The 12,606-nt window shown below is 58.5% G+C and carries 11 protein-coding genes; 2 read left to right on the forward strand and 9 right to left on the reverse strand.

The window, feature by feature from the left end; genetic code table 11:
- Positions 1–13: 13 nt before the first annotated feature.
- The 5 genes from ACP2AU_RS14570 to ACP2AU_RS14590 form a co-directional block, all read right to left on the reverse strand.
- A complete protein-coding gene (locus ACP2AU_RS14570) occupies positions 14–1,318 on the reverse strand; it encodes an ABC1 kinase family protein (RefSeq protein WP_426376943.1) in 1,305 nt (434 codons plus the stop codon).
- 59 nt (positions 1,319–1,377) lie between these two features.
- Positions 1,378–2,040 carry a fumarylacetoacetate hydrolase family protein gene (locus ACP2AU_RS14575; RefSeq protein WP_426376944.1) on the reverse strand — a complete coding sequence of 221 codons (663 nt, stop codon included), beginning with the start codon at positions 2,038–2,040 and terminating at the stop codon, positions 1,378–1,380.
- 14 nt (positions 2,041–2,054) lie between these two features.
- Complete coding sequence (locus ACP2AU_RS14580; RefSeq protein ID WP_426376945.1) at positions 2,055–2,597, reverse strand: adenine phosphoribosyltransferase; 543 nt, start codon at positions 2,595–2,597, stop codon at positions 2,055–2,057.
- Between the two features lie 31 nt (positions 2,598–2,628).
- Entirely contained in the window at positions 2,629–3,927 is a 1,299-nt protein-coding gene (locus ACP2AU_RS14585; RefSeq protein ID WP_426376946.1) for an NCS2 family permease, read from the reverse strand.
- 131 nt (positions 3,928–4,058) lie between these two features.
- Positions 4,059–4,676, reverse strand: a complete 618-nt coding sequence (locus ACP2AU_RS14590) for a trimeric intracellular cation channel family protein (protein ID WP_426376947.1) — start codon at positions 4,674–4,676, stop codon at positions 4,059–4,061.
- A gap of 181 nt (positions 4,677–4,857) precedes the next feature.
- Here ACP2AU_RS14590 and ACP2AU_RS14595 point away from each other — a divergent pair, with 181 nt between their 5' ends.
- Both ACP2AU_RS14595 and ACP2AU_RS14600 read left to right on the forward strand, forming a co-directional pair.
- Positions 4,858–5,421: a BLUF domain-containing protein gene (locus ACP2AU_RS14595; protein WP_426376948.1), complete on the forward strand. Its 564-nt coding sequence runs from the start codon at positions 4,858–4,860 to the stop codon at positions 5,419–5,421.
- 154 nt (positions 5,422–5,575) lie between these two features.
- Positions 5,576–6,556, forward strand: a complete 981-nt coding sequence (locus tag ACP2AU_RS14600) for an NADPH:quinone oxidoreductase family protein (protein ID WP_426376949.1) — start codon at positions 5,576–5,578, stop codon at positions 6,554–6,556.
- 175 nt (positions 6,557–6,731) lie between these two features.
- Here the strand turns inward: ACP2AU_RS14600 and ACP2AU_RS14605 are convergent, their stop codons facing one another.
- The 4 genes from ACP2AU_RS14605 to ACP2AU_RS14620 form a co-directional block, all read right to left on the reverse strand.
- Entirely contained in the window at positions 6,732–8,561 is a 1,830-nt protein-coding gene (locus tag ACP2AU_RS14605; RefSeq protein WP_426376950.1) for a long-chain-acyl-CoA synthetase, read from the reverse strand.
- A gap of 72 nt (positions 8,562–8,633) precedes the next feature.
- Positions 8,634–9,461 (reverse strand): SDR family oxidoreductase, encoded by an 828-nt coding sequence (locus ACP2AU_RS14610; protein WP_426376951.1) that lies wholly within the window; start codon positions 9,459–9,461, stop codon positions 8,634–8,636.
- Positions 9,458–11,416, reverse strand: a complete 1,959-nt coding sequence (locus tag ACP2AU_RS14615; RefSeq protein ID WP_426376952.1) for an acetyl/propionyl/methylcrotonyl-CoA carboxylase subunit alpha — start codon at positions 11,414–11,416, stop codon at positions 9,458–9,460. The genes ACP2AU_RS14610 and ACP2AU_RS14615 overlap by 4 nt, the downstream gene beginning before the upstream one ends.
- Positions 11,417–11,644: 228 nt before the next feature.
- On the reverse strand, positions 11,645–12,463 hold the full coding sequence (locus ACP2AU_RS14620; RefSeq protein WP_426376953.1) for an enoyl-CoA hydratase/isomerase family protein: 819 nt from the start codon (positions 12,461–12,463) through the stop codon (positions 11,645–11,647).
- Between the last annotated feature and the right edge of the window lie 143 nt (positions 12,464–12,606).

Here is a 12,606-nt window from a genome sequence, read left to right on the forward strand (position 1 = left end):
CAGGGCTCTTGCCTCAACCTCTCAGGTATTTCTCCAGTTCACTTTTGAATGCCGCTTGCACACCGAGCCGCTTCAACATCCAGTAATGCCCGGCAATCATCCGGTCGATAAAGATGCTTTCCACCGGTGGCTTGAAATAATCGAGATATTTGAACACGGTGCTGGTTTTCGCGGCCACGTGTTTGTGGAGATCGGCTTCGGCAAAGTCGTAGGGTTCGTCATTCAGGAACGGGATGATCAGGATGTCCCGCCACATGGCGTAATAGGCTTCATCTACCGCCGGTTGATGGTCCACCCGGGCGCCCAGATCGATCAGGTACTGGTCCAGAGCCTGATAATCTTCATCAAGCGCAGCGACCAGGGCCTTGCGGTAGGCATCGACGATCTCGGGTTTGAGTTTCTTTACGCACCCGAAGTCGTACATGATGATGGTGCCGTCGGGCCGGTAGGCAAAGTTGCCGGCATGGGGGTCGCCGTGGATGCACTGGAAGCGGAACAGTTGGTCCGCCATGATGGTGAAGATGCGGTGGCCGATCAGGTTCAGGGTTTCCTGGCTGTAGCGCTCCGGTGTTACCTTGCTGACGTGATCGCCTTCCACCAACTCCAGGGTGAGTACGCGTCGGGTGGAATGACTGTCGACGACTTCGGGGATGATGACCCAGGGCTGGTCCTGATGGAATTCGTGGAACAGCTTCAGGTTGCGGGCCTCGTTTTCGTAATCCAGCTCCTCTTTCAGTCGCACCCGGATTTCCCCGAACAGCTGGTCGACCGATTCTTTCGGCATCTTCAGCAGACCGCCCAGTTTCAGCGCCATACGCAGCTGTTTCAGGTCGGAATCGCAGGATTCGTCGACACCGGGATATTGCACTTTCACAATGACATCGGTGCCGTCGTGCATCCTCGCCCGGTGCACTTGGCCGATTGACGCCGACGCATAGGGTGTTTCCTGCAGGTATTCGAATAACTCACCCACGGGCTTGCCCAGCTCGCTTTCCACCTGTTCCAGAATGACGCTGAACGGCATGGGCGGGGCTTCTTTCTGGAGCTTTTCGAGAGCATCAGAAAACTCTTTTGGCAGAAAGTCCTGGGTCTGGGAGGCAATCTGGCCGACTTTCATTACCGCACCCTTCAACTCTCCCAGGGTATCCGCAATCTGGCTGGCCATTCTGGTGTAACTTTCGCTTTGGGCGCCCTCATCGTTTTCGGTACGGAGCATACGCCGCGCTCTCTGGCCGGCGTATTGGCCTGCAACCGAGGCGGTCATACCCGCAAGTTTGAAAAAACGTCCTGTGCGTGAGGTAACTGGTTTCCTGGCCATGTGCTTGCCTGTTTCCCGGGATGTAAAAGCTCGTCTGAATATCCGTATCAGGATCCCGTTCAGACCACTCTGGTCTCCACAAATAACACATCAGACAGTTCCAGGGACAGGGTTTGCCCCGGGATTAACGGGCCAACCCCCTTGGGAGTGCCCGTCAGCACCACATCGCCAGGCACCAGGCTGAAATGTGAACTCATGTGGGCAATCAGTGGCGCAACGGGGTTGAGCATATCGCGGGTGTCACCGGTTTGCCGGCGCTGGCCATCAATGTCCAGGGTAAAGTGGATATTTCCCGGTGGCAGGGTGTCGGCGGCAACGAAGGGCGACAGGGGGCAGGCGCCGTCGAAAGCTTTGGCACGCTCCCACGGGTGGCCATGCTGTTTCAGGCGGTTTTGTACTTCTCGCAGGGTAAGATCGAGGGCGAGGCCGTAGCCGAGAATAGCGCTCTCTGCCTCACTGGCAGAGGCATTGGCCAGCGGACGACCGATCAGAATGGCCAACTCCGTTTCAAAATGCACCTCACCCTGGTTTTTGGGTGCATCCAGGGGCCGGGTGATGTGAACCGCTGCCGTGGCGGGTTTGATGAACAGCAGCGGTTCCTCGGGCACCGGGTTATTCAGCTCCCGGGCGTGCTCCGCGTAGTTGCGCCCGACACAAACGATCTTGCCTAAAGGAAGATGCACCGGTGTGCCATCTTTCCAGTGATGCTGGTAATCGCCCATGATGGCGCCTCCGCTCAGTCTCCTTCGAATGAGCAGACAGTATAAACCCGAAGGCCTTCTTCCTGTAGCTTGCGTGACCCGCCGAGATCCGGCAAATCAATCATGGCGGCAACCTCGACGATCTCGGCTCCGATCCGGCGGATCAGGCGGGTGGCTGCCAGCATGGTGCCGCCGGTGGCAATCAGGTCATCAACCAGCACCACGTTGTCGCCGGGCTTGAACGCATCCTTGTGCAACTCGACCGAGGCCGTGCCGTATTCCAGCTCGTAGTCCTCGACCAGGGTATCGAAGGGCAGTTTGCCTTTCTTGCGAACCAGTACCAGAGAGGCGTTGAGCTCATAGGCAAGGGCCGAGCCGATAATGAATCCCCGGGCATCCACCGCCGCCACCGCATCGATGTGCTGGCCATGGTAGCGATGCACGAAGGCATCGATCAGTTTTCTGAAGGCCGTTTTATCCTGCAGCACCGTTGTGATGTCGCGGAACGATACGCCGGGGTTCGGCCAGTCGGGCACCGTGCGAATGGCTTTTTTAATGCTTTCGGAGAAGTAGTCCATGGGCTGATCCGGTGATAACGCTGGAGGCCGTTCAGGCGGCGTCCAGGAACGTGAATTTCAGAACGAAGACAACGGCAATCGTTACCACGCTGGCGTTCAGGTCAGACCAGCGACCGGCAAGAGCCTTGATCACCGCATAGGTAATGAAGCCCAGGGCGATGCCGTTGGCGATTGAAAAGGTCAGGGGCATGGTCAGCGCTGTGACGATGGCCGGCGCCGCATCGGTGATGTCATCCCAGTCCACCAGTTTCAGGCCGCTTGCCATCAGTACCGCAACGTAGAAGAGCGCCGGTGCCGTGGCATAAGCCGGAATGATGCTGGCGATGGGGGAGAGCAGAAGGCACGCCAGGAACAACAGGGCCACGACCACGGCGGTGAGGCCGGTGCGACCGCCGGCCGAGATACCGGCCGTGGACTCGATATAACTGGTGGTGGTTGACGTGCCCAGTGCCGCGCCAGACATGGTGGCCACGGAATCCGACATCAGCGCGCGGCCCAGGCGCGGTAGTTTGCCGTCTTTATCCAGCAGTCCGCCGCGCTGGGCAGCACCAATCAGCGTTCCGGATGTGTCGAAAAGGTCCACAAACAGGAAAGCAAAAATAACGCTGATCATGCCGACATTCAGTGCCCCGGCCAGATCCATCTGCATGAACGTGGGGGCGAGGCTCGGAGGCGCAGAGACAAAGCCTTTGTACTCGACCATGCCCAGCATCATGGCCGCAACGGTTACGGCAAGAATGCCGATCATTACGGCGCCGGTGATCTGGCGAAAAGAGAGCGCGCAGATCAGCACGAAGCCACCGAAGAACAGCAGGCTTTCGGCGACCTTGATATCGCCCAGACCCACCAGAGTGGCCGGGTTATCAACCACGATACCCGCGTTTTTCAGCGCAATCAGTGCCAGGAAAAAACCGATACCGGCGGAAATACCGAAGCGCAGCGACATCGGAATACTGTTAATAATCCATTCACGAATTTTTACAACGCTGAGAATGAAGAAAATAAAACCTGAGAGAAAGACGGCCCCCAGAGCTACTTCCCAGCTGTAGCCCATGCTGCCGACGACGGTGAACGAAAAGAAGGCGTTCAGGCCCATGCCCGGGGCGAGTGCGATGGGATAATTCGCCAACAGGCCCATGATCAGGGTGCCGATAGTGGCCGCCAGACAGGTGGCGACAAAGACAGCGCCGAAATCCATACCGGTGGATGACAGAATGCTGGGGTTGACCACGATGATGTAAGCCATGGTCAGGAAAGTGGTAATGCCCGCTACCACTTCTTTACGAACAGTAGTGCCGTGGGCCTGGAGTTGAAACAGTCGTTCAAGCATGACGGGGGCTGCCTCTGAGAATACCTGGGTTAGGGGATATGAAAGTTTGTCTGTGCGCGGAAATGTGAACTGTGTGAAAAGACGGCAATGTTACCGGCTAGAACGTCTGACGCCAAGCGTTGATTGTGCGTTCAATCCAGTACCTGATCACGCTGCAGGCGGATATCGAAACGCACGGCGAGCATACGCACAATCACGATAAACAGCAGGCCAATGGTCAGGGCCAGGGATTCACTCTCCAGGAACCACTGGCAGACGAAGTACAGCCAGCAGCCGGCGAATGCGATGGAGGCGTAGATCTGGTCTTTACGGAAGATAAACGGCACTTCATTGCACAGGGTGTCGCGCAGCGCGCCGCCGAAGCAGCCGGTCATGACTCCCAGCATGGAGGCGATAAACCAGGAATGGCCAAGATCCAGGGCCAGTTGGGCGCCGAGAATGGAGAAAATGCCAAGACCGATGGCATCGGGGAAGACAATTCTGGATTCCTTGAGGGCATGGGCGCGGCTCCAGTAGCTGAAAACGATCGCCATGGCGAGTATGAGGATCGGTTGTTCCTCGTGTTTGATCCAGTACAGGGGGTGGTTGTCCATGATCAGATCCCGCAGAGTGCCGCCACCAAGCGCTGTGACGAAGCCGATCGCGAACACGCCGACAGGGTCCATATTTTTGGAGCGGGCAACGATCATGCCGGAGATGGCGAAGGCCACAACGCCAATCATTTCCAGGGTGTAGATGATGTCGAACATGGGCGGCTCTGGTCTGGCGAAAGCGGGCTGGGGGGCTCCCAGAGGGCTGAAGCATAGCCGAATTCGGCTTTTGATTCATCTTCCCGGGTGCCGGGTGTGGTGGCGGGATGTGATCTGTTTCACAGGCGGCAACCGTAAGATACCGTTTGTTTGCTACTTAATGGAACTGGAGTATTGCGCTATGGCCCTGATGAGACTGGCTTACGCCAGCGAAGCAACGTTCGAAGCACAACCCCTGGAGAAGGGCGTAGAGCCACACGTGGCCAGAATTCTTATGGCCTCCCGGCGCAACAATGCCCGCACTGAGCTGGTGGGCGGACTGTATTACGGCGACAACCGGTTTTTTCAGTACCTGGAAGGTGAGGAAGAGTTTGTCCGGGAAACCTTTGAGTGCATTCGCCAGGATTCGCGCCACCGGAATATCCGCACACTGATCGAGGAGCCGCTGGGTTCGCGAACCTTTTCCAACTGGTCTATGAAGTACGTGCCCTTGTCGTCTGACGTACAGGCGTTTCTGGAGAAACACCAACTGTCGAGTTTTAACCCGGCGGGGTTTTCTGGTGAACAATGCGAAGAAATGATCGAGTTGATACGGCGTTCCAGTGAAGACCAGAAACTGGTGAACCATGATGATCACAGCGCTCTGGCCCCGGCGCAGGCCCTGGCCCCGGGCGTTAAATACGGTTTGCTCGCGGCGGGTGTGCTGGTTGTGGTTGCCTTGGTGGCAGGCGCTCTGGTGTTTTGATTGCAGATTTATCAGCCGGACTTATTGCCCGTAATAAGCAGCCTTGATTTGCTTAGCAGGGTCTGTGCGTTTAGCTTGATCCGGGTCAATTATAAGATCAAGCCAGTACCCGCCTGACAATGTCAGGATTGGGGCAGACACACCAGGAGCAAACATGAAAGCCATTCTGTGCAAGGAATATGGGCCGGCCGAGAATCTGGTCATCGAAGACATTGCCAGCCCGGAGGTCAAGGGCAGTGGTGTTAAAATCCGGGTCAAGGCCGCAGGCCTGAATTTTCCGGATACCCTGATTATTCAGGGCAAATACCAGTTCCAACCACCCATGCCGTTTGCTCCCGGCGGAGAGCTTTCTGGTGAGGTGGTCGAAGTGGGCGAGAAAGTAACTCGCTTCAAGCCCGGTGATCGGGTAGCGGCGCTGACCGGATGGGGCGCTTTTGCCCAGGAAGTGGTTGCCCCGGAGTCCAATCTGCTGCCGGTTCCGGATACCCTGCCGGACGAAAAAGCGGCGGCCTTTATGATGGTTTATGGCACTTCTTACTATGCGCTTAAACAACGCGCCAATCTCCAGTCCGGTGAGACGTTGTTGGTGCTCGGTGCCAGCGGCGGGGTAGGCCTGGCAGCCGTGGAACTGGGTAAGGCCATGGGAGCGAGAGTGATTGCGGCAGCCAGCTCCGCAGAAAAACTTGCGGTGGCCAAAGAGGCAGGCGCCGATGAATTGGTCAACTACACCGAGGAATCGCTCAAGGATGCGGTGAAAAAGCTCACCAAAGGTAAGGGTGTGGACGTTATTTACGACCCGGTAGGCGGCGATTTCACCGAACAGGCGCTGCGTACCATGGGTTGGAATGGTCGCCATCTGGTGATCGGCTTTGCGGCAGGGGATATCCCGAAAATTCCGGCGAACCTGACGTTGCTCAAGGGCTGTTCGGTGGTTGGCGTGTTCTGGGGCAGTTTCACCCAGCGGGAGCCACAGACCAGCGCCCAGAACATGATGGAGCTGTTGCAGATGTACGCCGACGGCAAGATCGATCCGAAGGTCAGCGAGGTGTTCCCGTTCGAGGAGTATGCCGCGGCGCTTGGGGCGCTGACTGAGCGGCGGGCGACTGGCAAGATCGTTTTGCGGGTGGGCGAGTGATGCTCTTAGCCTTTTAGGTTTGGTGCGGGGTGCCCCTCCCAAAAATTTCGGAGGCCATGGATGGCCGGAGAGAAGCGCACATGGATGTGCTTGTAGCGGTTTCTGGGAGGGGCACCCCGCTCTCGCTATCACCAAACCTTTCAGGCTGGATTACGGCGCCCCTCAAAGGCCGGTATTAAAACCGAATACTCCCCGAATCCATATTGGACACCAACTCCGGCGTCAGCAACGCGTAACCGGACGAACCGGGCAGCCAGGCATAAACATCATCCTCCGGCCGCTCCAGCGAGTAGCCAAGCTTCTGGATATCCACTTTCCGGTACTTGAACGTTCCCGTCTTTTCGATGGCATTGGTCACCCGCACAAACACCGGCACCGCGTAAGCCGGCAGATTATCCTGCAGATAAGCGAACAATGCGTTCACGTCAAAGGCCGGCCCCTGAGCTTGCGGCACCAGCGTTACCATGCCGGCCTTGCCGTTGGTACCCGGTATCTCCACACCATAAACAATGGCTTCATCCACCAGCCCGGAGCCGTCGATGATATTCTCGACCTCCGTGGTCGACACGTTCTCGCCCTTCCAGCGGAAGGTGTCGCCCATGCGATCAACAAACTGGAGGTGCCGACAGCCGATCTCCTTCAGGACATCACCGGTGTTGAACCAGGCGTCGCCCTTTTTGAAGGCTTCCCGCAGGATCGATTTTTCCGTGGCCTCCTTCTGCGTATAGCCCTCAAAGGCCCAGTTCTTGTTAATCTCCCCGATCAACAGGCCGGGCTGGCCCTTGGCAACTTCCTGCAAACGGCCTTTGTCATTCCGGACCGGGTCGCGGGTGCCCTCGTGGTACTTCACCAGCTTGTAGGGCGCGGTTGAAAAGCCCACGGTGTTGTCCATGTTGAAAAAATTACTGAAACCGATGTTGCCCTCAGAAGAGGCATAAAGCTCCGCAACCTTGTCGATACCGAAGCGTTGCTTGAATTCTTTCCAGATGGACGGCCGAAGTCCGTTACCGATCATTTTGGTGAGGTGGTGGTTGCGGTCCTGGTCGCTTTCCGGCTGATTCAGCAGGTAGCGGCAAAGTTCGCCCACGTAGCCGAACGTGGTGGCCTGGTAACGCCGAACGTCTGGCCAGAAGGCGCTGGCCGAAAACTTTCTGCGCAAGGCAATGGCCGAGCCGCCGGCCAGTACCGATCCCCAGCACACCAGCAGGGCGGTGCCGTGGTAAAGCGGAAGCGTGCAGTAGAGTACGTCTTCCGGCTCCATGGCCAGCGACAGCAGGCCAAAGCCGCCATAAGCCCGGATGAACTTGCGGTGCGACCCGGGGGCCGCTTTCGGCAAGCCAGTGGTGCCGGAGGTGTAAAGATACACGGCCGTGTCGCCCAGGGTTACCGGATTGCTCAGAATCGGGCGGGTAGAGGGTCGTCGGCTGACTTCCAGGGCAAGGTTAACGTAACCTTCGGGTGCTTCGCCGAAGGTGTTGAGGGTATTGCCATCGTGGAAATAAAGCAGTGGTTGAGTGTGCCTGAATTGAAGATCGCCACGAACCGATTCGGCGTGGCTCAGCAGCTCTGAACCGACCACCAGCATCCGGGGCTCGATCAGGTTGATACTGTGCGCCAGCACCTTTCCTTTCTGGGAGGTATTGAGCATGGCGCAGGCAACGCCCACCTTGGCGGCGCCGACGACGGTTGCCAGCAGTTCCGGACGATTCTCCAGAAGCACGGCAATGGCATCGCCCTTCACCAGTCCCTGGTCTTTCAGGTAATGGGCTATCCGGTTGCTCCAGGCGTCAAGCTCCGCCCAGTTGATCGCCCGGTCTTCAAACAGGATGGCGGGCCTGTTCGGGTATTTGTCGGCGTTCTGCTCGACCAGCTTGCCCAGGGTCAGTTCTTTGCTGTCATCTTTGAGCTTGTAGTAGTACAGGCCTTTGGCGACGGAGGGAAAGTTCCTGAGTACACCGGGCAGGCTGCGCATAATGTCGCGAGCGGTTATGTTGTCCTGGCTCATATTGCATCCGTTTCAGTCGTCTTTGTGTTGTTATCGGTTGTCGTCCGCAGAGCAATGCGCCAGGCCCTGCGGTTAATCGAGGAAGAGATCCGGCAGCAAAGGTTTGTCGCCTTCGGCATATCGGTAATGTTCGAAATCCTCAACACCATCCTGGCGGAGCACATCTTCATCAATCAGCGCCTGTCCGGTCAGTTCTTCGGCTGTCCGCGACAGGATGCTGACAGCGGCATCGGCCATGATCTCGGGCTTGCGGCCCTGCGCCATCAGTCGCGGCCCACCCACCTCGAATTCGATGGCTGCGGTCGAAATCAGCGTTTTCGGCCACAGGCAATTTACCGCGATACCGTGCCGGCGGAACTCTTCGGCCATCCCCATGCTGAGCATGGTCATGGCGTACTTGGTGGTGGTGTAAGGACCATGTTGGGCGAACCAGCGGGGATTCAGGCTGATGGGGGGCGACATACTGAGGATGTGGCCATGATCCGACTGTTTGAGCCAGGGCAGTGCGGCCTGGCTGCAGGTGAAGACGGCCCGGGCATTGACCTGATGCATCAGGTCGTATTGGCTGGTTTTCAGTTGTTCCACCCCGGTCAACCGGATGGCGCCGGCGTTGTTGATCAGGGCGTCGATACCGCCGAAATGATTGGCGGCCTCGTCTATACGCTGTTTCACTTGTTGCTCATCGCGGACATCCAGCACCAGTGGCAGCGCTTCGCCCCCGAGTTCCCGGATTTCGTCGGCGACGGTATGGATGGTGCCGGGCAGCTTGGGGTGCGGACTATCGGTTTTGGCGGCAATCACCACCCGGGCGCCCTTTCGTGCGCAAGCCAGCGCAATGGCGCGGCCAATGCCCCGGCTGCCACCGGTGATGAATACGGTGCGATTTTCCAGTGATATCATGATGTAGCCTCTTCCGTTGTTGTTATTTCCGCGAGTAATTGTCCGCGTTTTACCTGGTGGCCCGGCTCAATCAGCAGGCGCTCCATTTTTCCACCCCTGTCGGCTTTTACCGGGTGCTCCATTTTCATGGCCTCCAGTATCAGCAGGGGTTGTCCCTGTTCTACCGTGTCGCCTTCTGCCACCAATACATCAATCACTGCGCCATCCATACCCGCCTGAATGCGCCCGCTACCCGCACCGGCTTTGCTGCTGGCGGGTTGGTGTGTTACATCGCGCACCGCCCAGGATCGCCCAAGCGCCTGCAAATATAGGAAATCTCCGTGGCGGTAGTATTGGCACCGTTGACGGACCCCGTTGTCGATTATGCATAAGGTTCCGGGGCTGTGGCTTTCGAGCTGTATTTCGTAGTCGTCCTGGTTAAGCGCTACCAACAATGCATCATGGGTATGGCGTACCAGCAGTTCGAAGGTTTCGTCCTGGGCTTCCAGCTTCATGGGCATCACGGAAGCCGGGGCGTTGCTCCAGCCATTCTGGCCGGCCGTTCCAAGGCTCAGGGCGCAGGCGCTCAGGGCTAGTTCCCGAAGGGTCAGCGATTGTGGGGATAGTGAACTATCGTCTTTGAAGGCCTGCTGGAGGAAAGCGGTCGTTGCCTCACCGGCGCCAAAGGTTTGGTCTGCGATGATGCGGCTCAGGAAATGGCGGTTGGTGGTAACGCCAAATACGGTGGTGTCTTCCAGGGCCCGGATGAGCCGGCGCCGGGCGTCGTCCCGGGTGGGCCCCCAGGCGATGACTTTCGCCAGCATCGGGTCGTAGTGGGGGCTTACCACATCGCCGGAACGCACCCCGGTGTCAAACCGCAGGCCTTCGCCCGCGGCCGGGATGAATTGGTGCAGGGTGCCGGTTTGCGGCGTGAAGCCGCTGGCCGGGTCTTCGGCGTACAGGCGAACTTCAATGGCGTGGCCGTTAAGCTGGATGTCGTCCTGGGCGAGCGGTAGCGGCCGGCCCTCGGCGACCATCAACTGCCAGGCCACCAGATCCTGCCCGGTGATCAGCTCGGTCACCGGATGCTCTACCTGCAGGCGGGTGTTCATTTCCAGAAAGTAGAAGTTACGGTCTTTGTCGACCAGAAATTCCACCGTGCCTGCGCCTTCATAGCCGCAGGCCAGCGCGGCTTTGACGGCGGCTTGGCCCATGGCCTGGCGCAGTTCCGGCGTAACGAAAGGTGAGGGGGCTTCCTCGACGACTTTCTGGTGCCGGCGTTGCACGGAGCAGTCCCGCTCACCCAGATAGACGGCATGGCCACGACGGTCGGCGAAAACCTGTATTTCCACATGACGGGGTTCGATGACGGCTTTTTCGATGATCAGTTCGTCGTCGCCGAAGGCCTGTTTCGCTTCGGAGCGGGCCCGTGTGATGTTATCGGCCAGTTCGCTTTCGCTTTCCACCAGTCGCATACCCCGGCCTCCGCCGCCGGCGGAGGCTTTGAGCATGAGCGGGTAGCCGATATCCTGTGCGGCGGCGATCAGTTCATTATCGTTTGCATTATCGCCTTCAAAGCCGGGAACCACGGGCACACCAGCTTCCTGCATGGCGATTTTGGAGCGGCGTTTGCTGCCCATCAGTTCAATGGCGTTTTCAGGCGGGCCAACGAAGGCAAGGCCGGCCTCTTTGATGGCTTTGGCGAAGCCCGCATTTTCCGAGAGAAAGCCGTAGCCGGGGTGAATGCAGTCCGCGCCGGTTTTTCGTGCGGCATCTAGAATGGCATCGGCGTTCAGATAGGAGGCGCTGACCTGGGCGGGGCCGATGCAGACGGCTTCGTCGGCGTATTCAACGTGCAGGGCGTTGCTGTCAGCTTCGGAGTAGACAGCCACAGTCCGGTAGCCTAGTGCCCTGGCGGTGCGGATGACCCTGACGGCGATTTCGCCACGGTTAGCGATGAGTAGTTTTTTTAGCATACGCGTTATCTGCCTTGTTACTGGTCCGCCCCAGGTTAGTGTTCGTCCGCACCACCGGCGGGATAAGCCTCCGGAAAACCGCTACGAGCACATCCATGTGCGCTTCTCTCAGGCCATCCTTGGCCTTCGAAATTTTCCGGAGGCTTATCCCGCCAGTGGCGCTCCCGCGACCTTGGGTGTTTGCCTGCCCAATGATTGTTGAGTGGCTTGTTTTAATATTTGTATTCGTTAACTCTCGGCCCATTTCGGTTCACGCTTTTGCATGAACGCCATGGTGCCTTCTGTACCTTCGGGCCCACGGATGGCACCGGCGAACTTCTCAGCCGCATCATCCAGCAGCCCCGCCATGGCCTCATGGCCCACGCGGTGCAACAAGGCCTTGGTTTCTGCCGTGGCATCGGGGGCGCACAGGCGTACCCGTTCCAGCGCCTGGTTCAGCATATCGTTGAGCTGTTCTTCGGATGTGGCAACCTGATGAACAATGCCCAGAGCGCAGGCTTCGGTTGCGTCGACCCTCAGGCCCAGCAGGGCCAGCCGACGGGCCTGGGTCAGGCCGATCCGCTCAACCACGAACGGGGCAATCTGGGCGGGAATCACGCCCAGGGTGGTTTCCGGCATAGCGAATTTGGCACTGGGACTGGCGATGGCAAGGTCCGAAACGCAGGCCAGGCCGAAGCCGCCGCCCATGACGGCGCCTTCGGTGATGGCGATGACGACTTTGGAGGATTCGTTGACTTGCTGAATCATCTGGCCGAAGGCGCGGTTGAGTTTGTAGAACGGGTCGTCGCGGCCTTCGCCGGCTTTCTGGCCCCGGGCGCCGGCCATGTCTTTGATGTCGCCGCCGGCGCAAAAGTGCCCACCGGCGCCGCGGATGACGGCGGCGCGAATGCTGGTGTCGTTTTCGATCTCGCTGAAGACGGTGGCCAGTTCCGCCACCATTTGCAGGCTCATGGCGTTGCGGACGTCGGGGCGGTTGATGGTGATGAACAGGGTCGGGCCCTGTTTTTCCAGAATCAGGGTTTCGCAATGTGGTAGTTGTTGGTCCATGTCAGACTCCATGTTTGGGTAGTCAGCAACGGGCGCTAGCTCAGGCGTTGGTGGGCTTGTGGGCAGGTGGAGTTTTCCGGGACTGTCTGCAGCAGGGATGCTGCAGTCAAGCGTACAGGGATGTATTCACCGCGTGTCCCGGA

Origin of the sequence: Marinobacter sp. VGCF2001, from assembly GCF_049943275.1 — a bacterium.
Taxonomy (GTDB): Bacteria; Pseudomonadota; Gammaproteobacteria; order Pseudomonadales; family Oleiphilaceae; genus Marinobacter.